This window comes from Butyrivibrio sp. WCD2001 (genome assembly GCF_000424485.1).
GTDB lineage: Bacteria > Bacillota > Clostridia > Lachnospirales > Lachnospiraceae > Butyrivibrio.
On the sequence record NZ_AUJZ01000004.1, the window covers coordinates 126522 to 141692 of the forward strand.

Here is a 15171-nt window from a genome sequence, read left to right on the forward strand (position 1 = left end):
GGCTATATCCGCAACTTACGGATATAGCCTTTTTCTTTTGTTTTTAGCTTCTGAAATATAGGATTGCACAAACAATTGATAATGCCCAGAACATGAACCCTACGTAGGTTGTCCATCTGGAACTGTCATATTTTTCCTGTGCGATGTAGTTTTCCTTTATTAGTTCTATTCGTTCCTCCTCGTGACCGTCATAAAGCGGAGGTCCGGCTTCTTCCTCTTCACCCTCTGATTGTTCTTCGGATTCAGCCTCTTCCTCAGCTGCGTCCTCCTCGTCCGTCTCAAGCGCGATATCTTCTATGGTTGGTTCTTCAGGCTCAGGAACAGGCATCTGAATATCTTCTCCGGATATTTCAGCAGTCCCGGGACCTTCCTGTTCTGCATTTTCTTCATCCTCATGCCCCAGCAAATTGGGATCCTTGAGTTCCGGCTTAGGCGGTCTGTTAAACTCTCCTGCGGTAAAAAATCCCATGCCTACAAGGAATATGAAAAGTGAATAGACCAGATATATCTTGTTATGCTCCATATAAGTCCTACCTCACAAGAAAAGTATACTTAATATTTTTGAATCTCAATGCCTTCAGGTGCCACTTTTTTCAGCTTTTTGGCATATTTCTTTTTAACAGCCTTCTTGACATAAAATACAGCAGTTTCACTTATGTCTCTAAAGCAGGCCTTTCCGAAGGTTTTTATTTTCTTTGACTTGATTGTAATTTCATTAAGATGCGAGCAGCCTGCAAAGGCACACTTTCCTATTTTGGTTACATTCCCTCCTATTGTTACGCTTTCAAGGTTTTCATTATCCTCAAAAGCCCTTGGAGAGATCGCCGTTATTTTGGCGGTAATATTACCTATCTTAACTTTTCCCGGTATTTCAAGAGAAGTCACTTCTTCATCAGTCATCTCTAAGAATGTGACCTCAAAATCTCCCGTTGCCTTAAAAATGCCTATATCAGTTTCATAGGTTTTACCCTTCTGAAGCTTGGTCTTTACATTTTTATACTTTGGCCAGTAATAATCACGCGCAAGCTCGCCTCTTTCCCTGGCCCGTTCCTCCTTGTCCGCAGGTACTTCAAAATAGTAGCACCAATCATGTCCCGCTCTATAAGCCCCTGATTTTGAATTTTTCACCCCACGAAGAACCGAGCATGTGTATGGATAATACGTGTCCAGCTCATATTCAAGGTAATAGAGCTGCCCTTCCAGATCCTCCCAATCATACCCGTGGTCATCACACCAGGCTCTAAGTCTTGACATTCTCTCTGCGTGCCATTGGCAAATACCATAGCTTGTACCACCATCAGATAATGCATTTGTCCTAAACGAGGATTCCTTCTCAATATTTGCAAGAACACCGGCACCGGCAGCATTGTTGAAATTCATTTCTTCTCTTAGGAAAAAGAAAATCTTTTCCTCATTGCTACTTCCATGCAAAGATGCAGCCTTTGCGCCAATACTCGGCGCAAACAGACTGCATCCTAATATACATATTGTCCCCAGTATTATTTTTCCCCAAACTTTTTTCATATATGTTTCCTCTTTTTACATCGGCTTTTCGTAATAGAATGAGCTCTTTCTGATAAAGCCAATCTCCTTATAATTTATAATCTGCTCTGTACTACCTATGAACAGCACTCCGCCGGGAGCGAGAGAAGCATAGTACTTTCTGAAAATTTCATCCTTAGCTTCCTCTGTGAAATAGATAAGCACATTTCGACATACAATAAGATGATAATCCTTCGGATAAGGCTCTCTCAAAAGATCTGCCTGCTTAAAGTTTACACGCTTTTTGACATCATCGCAAACGCGCCACTTATCACCTTCCTGGGTAAGATATTTCTTCTTAAGGTCAGCCGGAACGCCCGATACTTCCTTGGCATCATAGACGCCTGCTCTTGCCTTCGCAAGCGCTACAGTGTCAATATCCCACGCCATGACATTGATCTGATTGAGCGGCACATGATTGGACATGAGCATGACAATCGTATATGGCTCATCACCTGTAGAGCAGGCAGCGCTCCAAATCTTCAGGTTCTTACCAAACCTGTTCATCAGCTCCGGCACCATCTGCTTATCCATCAAATTCCATTGATCGATGTTTCTGAAAAACTCGGAAACATTGATTGTAAGATAAGTAATAAAGGTTTCTCTTGCAGTCTGGTCCTTTTTGATAAGATCCATATACTGATCATAACCCTTACATTCTGTCTTACCGATGAGCGTATCAATTCTGCGCTTCATCTGCTTTTCTTTGTATGCATTAAGATCAATCTTTGTGAGCTTATAAACTTCGCCTTTAAACCACTCATAATCAACTGCCATATCTTATAACCCCCTTATAAGTTGATACGTAAGAAAATTAAGCGATTATCACTATTTTCATTGTAGCCCACATCATAGATGAATGTAAAATTAAATATATATAAACATAATTATGTAAATATAACTAATTCAGTTTATCTGCTTATTTGAGCGTATCGCCCTAATATCATCATTCATCTCTCTGATATACTTCCTATATGCCAGATAATTAAACAGCCATATGAGAAAATAACATACCTGAAAAGCCACTGAAATTATCCAAAATACAGGATTATCAAGTCTTAGCCACCCCTGCACAGCAGCAAGTATAATGAATCCCGAAAAAGTTATAACAAAATGGGTCGCAGTTGCTCTAAAAATGCTCCACTCCTCTATTTCATATATAACGCTTCCCCCCATGGGTATAGCGCCGTATATTCCTCCTGCCAAAAGTTTCAAAAAGATTTCGCCGGTAAACACCATAGGGCCATCCGCATTACCATTAGCCAAAAAGCTTATGGAAACACCAATAGCCAGTCCTATCCAAAATCCTATTGTTGCTAAAACAATTCCTTTTTTTATCAATCTATTCATGATACTCACCACCTCTTCGCATAAAGCTAAGCCTCTTCTGCAAGTCCTTGACAAAGCGTCTCGCGACCCAGGTTTCGCTTCCATCTTCAAAGGATACATGAATAGTACCTGTAATACTCAGATCAAACCCTGAAATCCTTTTAATATTAACTATTTCTGCGCGGCTTATTCGTGCAAAAAATCTTTTATCAAGCCTGTCTTCCAAGTCGCGCAGTGCTCCCCTTACTTCATAAACACCCGCCATGGTACGCACCTTCAGCTTTCTGCTCTCGGTATATATACGAATAATATCGTTAATCTCAATTAGTATCTCCTTATCCCTGTCCTGAACTACTATTTTGGACATGATATTCCCGAGTGCATACTGCTCGATACTCTTTATAATGTTTTCTACCAGTTCATTCTTTTCACTGGCTCTGATTATCACCTGCGGCTTATCATGCTCAGGGGCATATTCGAAGCGAATGTTTATTCTATCATCCATATGGGAGTAAACACTTTCCGATTTATACGTTATATTTTAGTCTTCATAATGAAAACATATTGCCAGGAAAAACATGTATTTCTCTCACAATTATACTATATTTCACTATGGTTCAAAACTAAAATACGTACATTAAAGAGCCCCCTTATTTCACTGTTATTCTAAAAGTCCCTGTGACAACTCCCTTTTCATTGTTCTTATCTCCCTGCGCGGTAACCTTAACCGTGATATCATAAGTTCCTTTCTTTACACCCTTCTTGATAGTAACTTTTCCCGTGCTCTTATCTACACTTGCTACATTACTTCCCTTTACTATGAAATATCTCTTTTTACCTATAGCCTTGGATGCCCTGAACAACTTGCCATACGGAACTACGAGACTTGATTTTTTAATCTTTGAATATTTAACTTTATAATTCTTGTGGGTCTTTATAGCAATCGGATTCGGAGCCTTTTTAATCTTCCATTTAAAGGATTTATTCTTTTTGCTTCCATCCGGCCATGTATAACCATTCTTAAGTTTCGCTGTAGCTTTATAACTACCGGCATTTGTTCCTTTATTACCGGTAATTGTATATCCGGTTCCGGAAGCAACACCTGTCTGTGTTTTGCCATTATATACAGGATTATTCACCTGCGGTATACTTGCAATCTTGCGCCCATTCTGTGATGTAGCGCCATCGCCGCCACCGGCTCCTCCATCATCATTTTGTCCTCCTGAACCTGAATTACCGCCGGCAGCTCCGGAATTACCGCCGCCAGCTCCGGAATTACCCCCGGCACCTTCTGCTCCACCTGATCCTGAAGATGACTCATTACCGTTCGGATTATTCTTGTCATATTTACAAACCGTACATATGCCCTTGTCATCAAATTTATGATCCTCACCAATGCTGTATGCCCCACATACATCACATGTACCACTGTAGGTATGGTAAGAACTGTTTGTTATGGTGATGGTTGCATTAGGATAATCAGAATGGTGTTCTGTCCGTGTCGTATCCGGTTGTTCTCCATATGCATTTACAGCTGTTCCATCGAAAATTTTTCCGCACTCAGTACACTCTGTACAGACGGTATGAGTAGTCCCAGTCTGGGATATAACATGATCCTTATATGAATGAGCATAACCGCATACTGTTGCAGCCGCATGCACATATATACCATCCATAGTTACAAAAGCCATAGACACGGTCATTGCAATTGTCATGACCGTCGATATCATTCTAAAAAATCTTCTTTTCATAGGCCGCTTCCTTTCCTGTCTTTCCTCATAATCGATTTACAAGTAGTATCAGAATAACTAAATGATATCTTAGGGTTATATATGTTCAATAGGTTTTGTCTAAGCGGTCGTTTCCCGTGTCTAAACGGTCATTGGTTTATGTAAATTTTCCGGCTGGTTTATTACTAGTTAATATTTACGTTCAAGGAATAGCAAATCAATTATCTACTATGAACACAAAAAATGGTGTGTGTCATAGACATACACCATTTTGCTCAATTTCATATAGGACTTCTATAATGCCTCAAAATCAATTCTGATTATTCAGCATCCTGCTCAGCGATAGCCTTCTCAATATCTACTGATACAACATCACCGCTCTCCTCAGCTTCATCCTTCTCAGGAGCTGTAAGAGCCTTGATGCTAAGGCTGATCTTGCGATCTGCTTCGTTGAAATCAACTATTCTAGCTGTAACTTCCTGACCGATGCTAAGTACATCTGAAGGCTTCTCAATGTGCTCTCTTGCGATCTGAGATACATGAAGAAGTGCGTCGATGCCGGGCTCAAGCTCGATGAATGCACCAAAGTCAGTCATTCTTGCAACCTTACCGGTTACCTCGTTACCAACTGCATACTTGGAATCAGCATCCTTCCAGGGATTCTCATCATCAAACTTTCTGGAAAGAGCGATCTTGCTGCCGTCGATACCCTTGATCTGAACCTTAACTGTATCGCCAACCTTGAAGGTCTTCTTAGGATTCTCAACACGTCCCCAAGACATCTCAGAGATATGAAGAAGTCCGTCTGCGCCGCCGAGATCGATGAATGCGCCGAAATCTGTAACGTTCTTAACAACACCTTCAACGATATCGCCAACACCGATTGTCTCAAACAGCTTCTTAGCCTGCTCAGCCTTCTCAGCTGTGATGAGCATCTTGCGGTTACCGATATATCTTCTACGCTTAGGATTGTACTCTGTAACTACGAACTGGATCTCCTGTCCTTCGTACTTGGAAAGATCCTTCTCGTATGTATCTGATACAAGACTTGCAGGGATGAAGATACGAACTTCATCAACTACTACTGTAAGACCGCCATCGAGAACCTGAACAACCTTAGCTGTAAGTACCTCCTGGTTGTTATAAGCCTCTTCGATACGCTTGTTTCCTCTGTCGAGGGCAAGTCTCTTGTATGAAAGGATAACCTGACCGTCTGCATCATTGGTCTTAAGGACTTTGACATCCATTGTGTCACCTTCCTTAACAACCTGAGTAAGATCGATACTGTTATCGTTACTATACTCGCTCTTGGTAAGTACACCATCTGATTTATAGCCAATGTTAAGAATAATCTCATCAGGCTTCACAGATATAACAGTGCCTTCAACGACCTCCCCCGTATGAATTGTTTTGAACGACTCATTGAGCATTTGTTCAAAAGATTGTTCTGACATGATTCTGAACCTCCTCGATAATGTTCTTTGGGGTGGACGCCCCGGCGGTAATACCCACTAGTTTAACCGCTTTAGGAAGTTCTAAATGCAAGTCATCCAGTGTCTGAATAAAATATGTATTGGCACACTTCTTACTGCATATCTCATACAGTTTCCTTGAATTAGAACTGTGCGCTCCGCCTATCACTATCATAGCATCGACTTTAGCAGCAATAGCTTCCGCTTCTGTCTGTCTTTCTTCAGTCGCACTACAAATAGTGTTCACAACATTAACATTGTAGCGCGTATCTGAAAATTTATCAACGGTTTCTTGAAATTTATTTATATTAAATGTTGTTTGTGATACTATACAGATTTCCGTTCCCTCTTTCAGGTTTAAAGCCTCCGCCTCTTCAGGGGATTCCACCACGAAAACAGGTCCCGTAGCATAACTCACAATACCGTCAACTTCAGGATGTTTTGCGCTGCCTACAACCACTATTGTTTTGCCCTCTGCGCTCTCTTTCTCGACTATGTTGTGAATTCTTTTTACAAAAGGACAGGTCGCATCGACATAGTCAAGGCCCTGCTTTTCAATAAGTTCATAGATTTCCTTGCGGATACCGTGGGATCTGATGATTACGATTCCCTCCGTAAGCTTCTTTAAATCCTCTGCACCTTCAATTACCTGAACGCCCTGTTTTTCAAGATCCGAAACCACAGTTTCATTATGAATGATAGGGCCGTAAGTGTAGATTTTTTTACCCTTATTCTTTTCTATCTGGTCATATACCACGTCAACGGCTCTGGTTACACCAAAGCAGAAGCCGGCATGTTCGGCAAGAATAACTTCCATAGTGCTTCGTCCTTTACTGTTCCTTATACAGAGATATAATCCTGTCTGCCACTTCCTCGATTGTCATATTGGAAGAGTCGACCTCCACCGCATCATCTGCCTTTTTAAGCGGTGAATTTTCTCTTGTCATATCTCTGTGGTCTCTTTCCTTGATATCTACCTCGATCTCATCGATGTTGCAGTTTTCGCCCTTTTCGATAAGCTCCTTGTATCGTCTCTCGGCGCGTACTCTGGTTCCCGCGGTAAGATAAATCTTAAGCTCTGAATCGGGAAGGACAACAGTTCCGATATCTCTTCCGTCCATGACAACATCTGTGGTCTTAGCCTGCTTTCTCTGAAGCTCCACAAGCTTTTCCCTAACCTTCGCATTAGCGCTGGTCTTTGAGGCCATAGCGCTTACCTCTTCTGTCCTGAGGAGCGAGTTAACGTTTTCTCCGTTAAGATAAACTACCTGCTCTCCGTTCTCATGTCCTATGGAAATATCTGCGCTGTCGATGTTCTTTTCAATCTCTGCGCTATCATCTCCGGATACGCCGTTTCTTATCATGTGAACAGCCATTGCACGGTACATAGCACCCGTGTCAATGTATATGAATCCAAGCTTCTTGGATACGATCTTTGCAATTGTACTTTTGCCTGCTCCTGCAGGTCCGTCTATGGCAATACTGCTTCCCATATTTGTTCTCCTTTCTATTCCCCTCATCCGCCCTTCGGGCACCTTCCCCCAAGGGGAAGGCTTTAATTTATTGCTGCGGATTCGCCCGCCAGGTGTCCCGTTGACCAGGCTATCTGCAAATTAAAGCCGCCGGTCTGAGCATCTACGTCTATAACTTCGCCGGCAAAATAGAGCCCCTTTATCTTTTTGGACTCCATCGTCGAGGGATTTATCTCATTCACGGCAACGCCGCCACGCGTGATTATAGCTTCGGGGAAACCGCGAAGTCCCTCAACCTCCATCCTGAGATTTTTGATCAGTGACACAAAAGAAAGTCTCTCTCCTCTTGTTATCGAGTTGACCTGTTTCTCGGGATCTATGCCCGACAATCTTATCATAACAGGTATCATCTTTGAAGGAAAAAGTGAATTCAGGCAGTTTTTAAATTGTCTGTTCTTACCATTTTCAAACTCTCTTTGTATTCTTTTATCCAGTTGTTCTTCAGTAAGTGCCGGCTTAAGATCGAGATGAATCACATAAGAATACTTCTCTCCCTTTTTGTCAGCCTCCTCGTAATAACAGCTGGATGTAAGGATCAGCGGTCCGCTTACGCCAAAGTGCGTAAACAGCATCTCTCCGAATCCGTCATAAACATACTTCTTTTTCTTTCCGGGACCGGACGCAGGAATCTGCTCCAGTTTTATTGCAACATTTTTAAGAGAAAGTCCCTGAAGCTCAGCGCACCACTCTTCCTTGATGTTATAAGGAACAAGTGACGGTGTGGTCTTCGTTACCTTTAATCCCAACTCTTTAGCAAATTTAAGACCATCTCCGGTAGATCCGGTAGACGGATAGGACAAGCCACCGGTACACACTATTACAGCATCAAATTCACTTATACCGGAATCCTCGGAAACTACGCTCTTTACATGGCCATCTTCTCCGACCTGAATCCACCTGACCTCGTCCTGATATCTGATATCCACTTTGTTTTTCTTAAGGATTCTAACGAGTGTGCTTATTATGTCTGAGGAATGATCCGACACAGGAAATACCCTGTCGCCGCGCTCCGTCTTAAGCTTACAGCCGTTATCCTGAAAAAGGCGCATTACCGCTTCATTGTCAAAACCGTATAGTGCGCTGTACAGAAATTTGGAACCGTGTGGTATTTTATCAAAATATTCAGATATATCGCAGGCATTTGTTACATTACACCTGCCCTTACCGGTTATGTAAATCTTCTTTCCCGGCTTTTCATTTTTTTCAAAAATAGTGACGGCTGCTCCGCTATTCGCCGCGGAAATAGCCGCCATCATTCCGGCTGCACCGCAGCCAATTACAGCAACCTGCTTCATAAAACTCCAATTACTCCAAAATCAGGAAAGTCTGAATGCCTCATATGCGGACTCGAGCATAGAAACAGACTCAGCCTCTTCAAGGTCAAAATCACCGGTTACAGCCATGCAGCCTGCGCCGTGGATAAACACCCACATCTTCATGAAAAGCTGCTCCGCATCCGGAACACCCTGATCCTTAGCCTTTGAAACCTCTCTTACAACATTGTCATCAGAACCGTTGACAATATCATACATGCTACGTCCCTCAAGCGCATTCGCAGTAATAAACAGAAGCTTAAAAAGATTCGGGTACTTCTGCGCAAAGGTGATATAGCTAAGTCCAAGATCAATGAAGGGCGTATCATGGTTATTACCGGTTTCCCTGCAATGCTTCTCGAAGGTATCTACCGCCTTGGCGATGACATCCTTTTTAAGTTCATCCATATTCTCATATATTCTGAAAATAGGCTGTGTTGAACATCCTGCAGCTGCGGCAAGACGTCTTGACGTGATCTGATCAAAGCCCTCTTTCTTAGTGATTTTAAATGCAGCATTTACTATTTCTTCCTGCGTAATCGTGGCTTTTCTTGGCATAGGATTCCCCTCCGTTTAAGCATATTGTTAATCGTATCATGTGTTATTATTTTAGTGTTTTGAAATTCTCATGTCAATCGGGAACTCTGTAAAGTCTTAGAACAAATTGAAAGAAACTATCATTTTTTCTCAGATAAAAAGAAAGTTATTTTCAGACAATAATATAAGTTGTCAGAATATTGCAAAAGTGGTATAATCAATATAGGTATTTATGTGCAGTTATCTGCACGCTTGGGGAGACTGGAGGGTTACTATGGAAGATTTAAGTATTTCAATGGTCAGAACCGGCACAGAAGCTATCCGCCCCACTCAGACCGCGGATACCACGAGCAAAGCTGCGGAAACCCTGAAAGAGCAAAATAAAGATGACAGTTCGAGAAAAGAACGGATCCAAGAGGTTCTTAAGGATGTTATAGCTGTATCCAAGGATGGTGATACAGCACAAGCAAGTAAAATCTCCCAGGATAAACTGAAAGAGACCGAAGAGATTGGCGATGTCAAGGAGCTCAAAACCAAACAGGACGCAGGCCCTTCTCCTGCTGAGCGCGCTATTGAAGATGCCGAGAAGGCAAAAGCCCAAATTGAAGAGGCACACAAAAAAGCTGAAGCTGCAGAAAAGAAAGAGAATCCTTTCAACGAAATAAAGAAAGAGAATCCCTTTAATGCAGAAAAGAAGGAAAATCCTTTTAACGAGCAGAATAAGGCTCCTGAGTTAAGCAAGGTTCACGCAAACCAGCCTACTGCCAATACCAAGAATCCCAATGTCCGTTCCTTTGATTCCTACACTGACGCACAGCTTCGCCAGATGTATATTAAGGGCGATATCTCGCGTTATGATTATGACCACGAGATTACAACCCGTGAGGAATCCGGCAATAACAAAAATGCTGAAATACGGGAGGAAAAGGTATTTCAAGAGGGCATCGTAAGAGCCATAGATAACGAGGAAAAGGCCGAGCGAAGCGGAGCTAATATCGAAAGGGCTTTTGATGAGGAAGCCAATGATAATATGAAAGCCGAACAGCGAATGGCTATGGTTGATGCAGCTGAGCTGACAGGCTAAGCCGGCAGATAAGAATTAAATAACACGAACTTTTTCATAGAAAGAGAGCGCGTACATCGACTGACACTGGATGTGCGCGCTCTCTTTATTATCTGTTTTATAAACTATTACTGGAAGTTGGTAATAAGTGCAACTATTCTAACTGCAAACATTACAAATACAATCCACATAACAGGTGATACGTCCTTAGCCTTGCCAATGAGAAGCTTAACGATAACCCATGCAAGAACTGCGAACATGATACCGGTTGCTATTGAATATGAAAGCGGCATCATAACAAGTGCAAGGTAAGCACCAAGAGTATCTGCGATATCACCGTCAAAGGTAATATTCTTAGCACTGGAAACCATAAGCATTCCAACATATACAAGTGCGGGAGCAGTTGCAAATGAAGGGATAGCAAGGAAAATAGGGCTAAGTACAAGTGATACAACAAACATGATACCTGTTGTAAGAGCTGTAAGACCTGTACGTCCGCCTGCAGCAACACCGGCACCTGACTCAACAAAGCTTGTTACTGTTGAAGTACCAAGGCATGCACCAACTGTTGTACCGATAGCATCTGACATGAATACGCTTCCAACCTTGGGAAGGTTTCCGTCCTCATCAAGGAGGTTAGCCTTATCTGCAACACCTACTACTGTTCCTACTGTGTCAAAGATATCAACATAAAGGAAACTGAATACTATAGCAATAAACTCAACAAAATGAGCTGCAGCCCATCCGAAGTTAAACTTGAATGCTGTATCTGCAATTCCGCCGAGCTGAAGTCCTGCTGAAAAATCAGGGAATACATTAGTTGCTGTATACCAGCCTGTAGCCTGTGCAACCATTCCGAGAACCCATGTAGCAATGATTCCGATAAGAACAGAACCTGTAACATGGAAGTGCTCGAGTACGATAATTATGATAATACCAATCAGGCAGAGAACAACGTCTGCATCAGCAAAGCTACCGAGTGCTACTGTAGTAGATTCACTGGGAACGATAACGTTTGCTCCTCTAAGACCGATAAATGCGATGAAAAGACCGATACCTGCAGAAATACCGAACTTAAGGTTCTGCGGTATACTGTTGATGATCTGCTCACGAATCTTAACAAGTGACATAAGAAGGAAAATGATACCTTCTACAAATACAGCTGTTAAGCAGATCTTGAATGCATTCTCACCCTCTGCTGCAAGCTCACCAAGGCAAACAGTGTAAGCAAAGTAAGCATTAAGTCCAAGTCCTGCTGAAAGAGCTATAGGATAATTGGCCATGAATGCCATACAGAATGTAGCAATCGCTGATGCAATAGCTGTAGCTACAAATACACCACTTGGATTCATTACAGTTCCAAGAATACTGGGGTTAACGGCGAGAATGTACGCCATTGAAAGGAACGTGGTTAAACCGGCAATAATCTCGGTTTTCACCGTAGTATTGTGTTCCTTGAGATGAAAAACTTTCTCCAACATGTTACTCTCCTCCTTTTGCGGGTAGACCGCTGTGCATGAACACATAAGATAAAAAAACCTTTTAAAATATATCATAATTCAGTAGCATCAACAATATAAATAACCACGGAATTAATTGAATTTTACATCCTTTTTGCACAAAAAAGTCCCGCCATCAAATGTCTGTGATTGATGGCGGGATTTCCCTATTCCATAAAAATTTATCAATTAAGACTTGAAGAATTTCATCTCTTCATTGAGCTGTTCCGCAATAGCCTTCAGGCTGTCGGCTGAACCTGCAAGTGTTGTTACCGTAGCTGAAAGCTCCTGCATGGAAGCTCCGGTCTCCTCCGAAGATGCAGCATTTTCTTCTGAAATTGCGGAAAGTGCACTCATGGTGTCAACCACAGCATTCTTGGAGGATTCGCAGGTATCCGCGCCTTGAGAAATAAGCTGTACCCCTCCAACAGTGCTTCCGATATCCTCAAGCATTCCGTTAACAGCATCAAGGGTTTCTCCGATGGCAATCTGCTGTTCATTGTTACCCTGCTTAACATCCTCTGCAGCGGCAACAGCTGCTTTACTCTGTTCAAGAAGTGTACCCATCTCCTTCATGATGTCATCAGCCATCTGCTTGGAATCATCTGCAAGCTTACCGATTTCTTCAGCAACAACCGCAAAGCCTTTTCCTGCTTCACCAGCTCTTGCTGCCTCAATTGAAGCATTGAGTGAAAGAAGGTTTGTCTGGGTAGCGATGGAAGTAATACCTTCAACCTTTTCACTGATATTGTCAACAGCTTCCTGCGTAGCCTGAATCGTTCTTGCAATGTCATCAATCTTGGCTGTCATCTCAGCAGAAGAATCCTGAAGGGATGTAAGTGATCTGCTTGAAACCTCGGATGCTTCCTTCATCTTTCCGGCAAGTCCGGAGAGGTTTCCTGTTGATGTCTGCACATCTCCGACAGCATCACCGATAAGACCTACATTTTCTGAAGCACTCTGAATCTCATCAGCCTGCTGCGTAGCACCGGATGCAATCTCCTGCACCGCATTTGATACATCCTCTGCCGTCTGCGAAATCTGGTTAGCCATGTCGGAAAGTTCTTCCGAAGAGGATCCGACATTTGCAGCGGATGCCTTAATATGTGAAACTATTTCATCAAGGGTATGTATAACAGAATTAGTATTTCTGGATATCTGTCCAAACTCATCTTTTCTGTTAGCTTCTTTTCCAACCTTTTCAAAACGTCCGTCAGCAAGCGCGGAAAGAGATTTCCCGACTGCTAAAATCGGTTTTGTAAAGCTATTAGCCATTACGAAAGATACAATAATCACGATTACCAGCAGCACCAGGCCTACAATTATAGTAATAGTAGCTGATTTTCTTGCAGATGCAAGCACCTTCTTCTCATTGCTTGCTGCACAGACTCTAAACTGTGATTGGGGTTCTTTTACATATGCGACATAAGCATCATAGCCCTTGCCTGTATCCACAAAGTAGAAGCCTTCGTCCTTGCCCGAAACCATAAACTCTGATTGAGCTCTGCTCTCCTCTTCATGCTCGCCTTCACCGATTTTATACTGTGAATGTGCCGCTACAAGGCCTTCTCTATCTACAAGGAAGGCATCCTCTGCTTCATTTGCCAGAAGTTCATGGAAATTATTAAGGTCATAGTTCCTGTGAACAATACCTATAGCCTTACCATCATACATAATAGGCGCAGCAAAAGTCAGCATACGTCTTCCGTTCTTCTTACTGATCTGAACGTTGGAAACATATACGGTTCCTTCCATCGCCTTCTGGAAGTACTCTCTGTCAGAAACATCGATACAATCTCCGGATGTTCGAGCAATCTGCATTCCTGTCGCATCTGTAATTGCAGTAGTATCTCCATCATTCAGGATAGTGTCACACTCCGAAAGAGTATTTATAATTGCATCCAGCGGAATATCTCCCTCCTTGGCAACAAAATTGACCACGGTAGGACTTCCGGCTATACTCCTTATCATTTTCATATTCGTATCAAGCACAGTAACAAACGACTGCTCCAGATACCATGCCTCCCATTCCAGGGAATCCTGAGCATCAGCAAGAGCTTTATCCGTAGATGTCTTATAGCTTACAATTACAGCTATCAAAAGAGGTATCGCAGCAGCCAGTATCATTATACAAATCAGTTTGGTCTTGATACTGTCCTTAAAGCTAACTCTTTCAGTACTTCCGTGAGCATTTTCATTCTTTGCCATAACACGCCTCCATGATGAAATATATCATTTGAAAAGAAATAGTTTCTCATCAAAAATTATATAACCTAAGCATGCCTTAAAAAGTGAATTTGTGAACATTTAATCGTTTTTTTATACCAAGTTTATATATAAAAACCTGCCACCATGAATATTTTTTCATAGTGCCAGGTTTGTCTTAACAATTAACGATTTTACCAAAATCAGGTTTAAGAGATGCACCTCCCACAAGACCTCCGTCAATGTCAGGCTGCGAAAACAGCTCTTTGGCATTAGCCGCATTTACAGAGCCGCCGTACTGGATGCGAACTCTCTCCGCTGTGCCTTCACTATAGATTTCAGCAATGCACTCGCGTATAGCCTTGCATACCTCCTCTGCCTGTGCCAATGTGGCAGTTTCACCTGTTCCGATAGCCCAGATAGGTTCGTATGCAATTACCATCTCTTCCACATCCGAAGCAGGAACTCCTGCAAGATCAGACTTTATCTGCATTCTGATGAAATCGAGTGTGATGCCTTTATTCCTCTGCTCCAGTGTTTCTCCGCAGCACAGGATAGGTGTAAGGCCGTGTTCAAAGGCCTTCTTCACCTTTTTATTAAGTTCTTCATCTGTCTCGTGGTTATATTCACGCCTCTCCGAGTGACCGAGAATAACGTATTTAACGCCTGCATCCGTAAGCATTCCCGGTGCTATTTCGCCTGTATAAGCGCCATTCTCCTCAAAGTGCATATTCTGTGCACCTATTTCTATATTTGTTCCCCTTGTGGCTGTCATTGCAGGGATAATATCAATAGCAGGCACACATAAAACGACGTCAACCTCTGTATTGTCAACCAGCGGACGAAGCTTTGCAATAAAAGCAGTCGTCTCTGCCGGTGTCATATTCATCTTCCAATTTCCGGCTACTATTCTTTTTCTAGACATTACAAATACTCCATATAAAAATGA

General features: G+C 42.4%; 15 protein-coding genes. 1 reads left to right on the top strand and 14 read right to left on the bottom strand.

What is annotated here, in order from left to right:
• Window positions 1–43: 43 nt before the first annotated feature.
• The 11 genes from G630_RS0103670 to G630_RS0103720 all read right to left on the bottom strand — a co-directional run bounded on the left by G630_RS0103670 (window position 44) and on the right by G630_RS0103720 (window position 9476).
• Window positions 44–523 carry a hypothetical protein gene (locus tag G630_RS0103670; protein ID WP_026497793.1) on the bottom strand — a complete coding sequence of 160 codons (480 nt, stop codon included), beginning with the start codon at window positions 521–523 and terminating at the stop codon, window positions 44–46.
• Window positions 524–552: 29 nt separating this feature from the next.
• Entirely contained in the window at window positions 553–1524 is a 972-nt protein-coding gene (locus G630_RS0103675) for a phage tail tip lysozyme (protein WP_022761411.1), read from the bottom strand.
• A gap of 15 nt (window positions 1525–1539) precedes the next feature.
• The gene (locus G630_RS0103680; protein WP_022761410.1) at window positions 1540–2319 is read right to left on the bottom strand and encodes a CheR family methyltransferase; all 780 of its coding nucleotides are present in this window, start codon (window positions 2317–2319) and stop codon (window positions 1540–1542) included.
• A gap of 129 nt (window positions 2320–2448) precedes the next feature.
• The gene (locus G630_RS0103685; RefSeq protein ID WP_026497794.1) at window positions 2449–2892 is read right to left on the bottom strand and encodes a DUF3021 domain-containing protein; all 444 of its coding nucleotides are present in this window, start codon (window positions 2890–2892) and stop codon (window positions 2449–2451) included.
• Window positions 2885–3376 carry a LytTR family DNA-binding domain-containing protein gene (locus G630_RS20560; protein ID WP_044958654.1) on the bottom strand — a complete coding sequence of 164 codons (492 nt, stop codon included), beginning with the start codon at window positions 3374–3376 and terminating at the stop codon, window positions 2885–2887. Before G630_RS20560 ends, G630_RS0103685 begins: the two co-directional genes overlap by 8 nt.
• A 145-nt stretch (window positions 3377–3521) precedes the next feature.
• Window positions 3522–4622: a hypothetical protein gene (locus G630_RS0103695; RefSeq protein ID WP_026497795.1), complete on the bottom strand. Its 1101-nt coding sequence runs from the start codon at window positions 4620–4622 to the stop codon at window positions 3522–3524.
• A 299-nt stretch (window positions 4623–4921) separates the two neighbouring features.
• A complete protein-coding gene (rpsA, locus tag G630_RS0103700) occupies window positions 4922–6055 on the bottom strand; it encodes a 30S ribosomal protein S1 (RefSeq protein ID WP_022761606.1) in 1134 nt (377 codons plus the stop codon).
• Window positions 6036–6890, bottom strand: coding sequence for a 4-hydroxy-3-methylbut-2-enyl diphosphate reductase (ispH, locus tag G630_RS0103705; RefSeq protein ID WP_026497796.1), 855 nt, complete (start codon window positions 6888–6890; stop codon window positions 6036–6038). The genes rpsA and ispH overlap by 20 nt, the downstream gene beginning before the upstream one ends.
• Window positions 6891–6903: 13 nt before the next feature.
• Window positions 6904–7566: a (d)CMP kinase gene (cmk, locus tag G630_RS0103710; protein WP_026497797.1), complete on the bottom strand. Its 663-nt coding sequence runs from the start codon at window positions 7564–7566 to the stop codon at window positions 6904–6906.
• Window positions 7567–7628: 62 nt separating this feature from the next.
• A complete protein-coding gene (locus tag G630_RS0103715) occupies window positions 7629–8900 on the bottom strand; it encodes an NAD(P)/FAD-dependent oxidoreductase (protein ID WP_026497798.1) in 1272 nt (423 codons plus the stop codon).
• Between the two features lie 21 nt (window positions 8901–8921).
• The gene (locus G630_RS0103720) at window positions 8922–9476 is read right to left on the bottom strand and encodes a TetR/AcrR family transcriptional regulator (protein ID WP_022761610.1); all 555 of its coding nucleotides are present in this window, start codon (window positions 9474–9476) and stop codon (window positions 8922–8924) included.
• A gap of 253 nt (window positions 9477–9729) precedes the next feature.
• On the opposite strand from G630_RS0103720, the gene G630_RS0103725 reads away from it, so the two are divergent.
• The gene (locus tag G630_RS0103725) at window positions 9730–10539 is read left to right on the top strand and encodes a hypothetical protein (RefSeq protein ID WP_022761611.1); all 810 of its coding nucleotides are present in this window, start codon (window positions 9730–9732) and stop codon (window positions 10537–10539) included.
• 107 nt (window positions 10540–10646) lie between these two features.
• Here the strand turns inward: G630_RS0103725 and G630_RS0103730 are convergent, their stop codons facing one another.
• The 3 genes from G630_RS0103730 to tpiA form a co-directional block, all read right to left on the bottom strand.
• The gene (locus tag G630_RS0103730) at window positions 10647–11996 is read right to left on the bottom strand and encodes an NCS2 family permease (RefSeq protein WP_026497799.1); all 1350 of its coding nucleotides are present in this window, start codon (window positions 11994–11996) and stop codon (window positions 10647–10649) included.
• 210 nt (window positions 11997–12206) lie between these two features.
• Entirely contained in the window at window positions 12207–14225 is a 2019-nt protein-coding gene (locus G630_RS0103735; RefSeq protein WP_026497800.1) for a methyl-accepting chemotaxis protein, read from the bottom strand.
• 175 nt (window positions 14226–14400) lie between these two features.
• Window positions 14401–15147, bottom strand: a complete 747-nt coding sequence (tpiA, locus tag G630_RS0103740; protein ID WP_022761614.1) for a triose-phosphate isomerase — start codon at window positions 15145–15147, stop codon at window positions 14401–14403.
• Window positions 15148–15171: the final 24 nt, after the last annotated feature.

What these genes read in the sequence shown, in the direction of transcription:
- ispH (WP_026497796.1), bottom strand. Translation starts at nt 6,890, where the DNA reads ATGGAAGTTATTCTTGCCGAACATGCCGGCTTCTGCTTTGGTGTAACC.
- G630_RS0103685 (WP_026497794.1), bottom strand. Translation starts at nt 2,892, where the DNA reads ATGAATAGATTGATAAAAAAAGGAATTGTTTTAGCAACAATAGGATTT.
- G630_RS0103695 (WP_026497795.1), bottom strand. Translation starts at nt 4,622, where the DNA reads ATGAAAAGAAGATTTTTTAGAATGATATCGACGGTCATGACAATTGCA.
- cmk (WP_026497797.1), bottom strand. Translation starts at nt 7,566, where the DNA reads ATGGGAAGCAGTATTGCCATAGACGGACCTGCAGGAGCAGGCAAAAGT.
- G630_RS0103735 (WP_026497800.1), bottom strand. Translation starts at nt 14,225, where the DNA reads ATGGCAAAGAATGAAAATGCTCACGGAAGTACTGAAAGAGTTAGCTTT.
- G630_RS0103680 (WP_022761410.1), bottom strand. Translation starts at nt 2,319, where the DNA reads ATGGCAGTTGATTATGAGTGGTTTAAAGGCGAAGTTTATAAGCTCACA.
- G630_RS20560 (WP_044958654.1), bottom strand. Translation starts at nt 3,376, where the DNA reads ATGGATGATAGAATAAACATTCGCTTCGAATATGCCCCTGAGCATGAT.
- G630_RS0103675 (WP_022761411.1), bottom strand. Translation starts at nt 1,524, where the DNA reads ATGAAAAAAGTTTGGGGAAAAATAATACTGGGGACAATATGTATATTA.
- G630_RS0103715 (WP_026497798.1), bottom strand. Translation starts at nt 8,900, where the DNA reads ATGAAGCAGGTTGCTGTAATTGGCTGCGGTGCAGCCGGAATGATGGCG.
- tpiA (WP_022761614.1), bottom strand. Translation starts at nt 15,147, where the DNA reads ATGTCTAGAAAAAGAATAGTAGCCGGAAATTGGAAGATGAATATGACA.
- G630_RS0103720 (WP_022761610.1), bottom strand. Translation starts at nt 9,476, where the DNA reads ATGCCAAGAAAAGCCACGATTACGCAGGAAGAAATAGTAAATGCTGCA.
- G630_RS0103725 (WP_022761611.1), top strand. Translation starts at nt 9,730, where the DNA reads ATGGAAGATTTAAGTATTTCAATGGTCAGAACCGGCACAGAAGCTATC.
- G630_RS0103670 (WP_026497793.1), bottom strand. Translation starts at nt 523, where the DNA reads ATGGAGCATAACAAGATATATCTGGTCTATTCACTTTTCATATTCCTT.
- rpsA (WP_022761606.1), bottom strand. Translation starts at nt 6,055, where the DNA reads ATGTCAGAACAATCTTTTGAACAAATGCTCAATGAGTCGTTCAAAACA.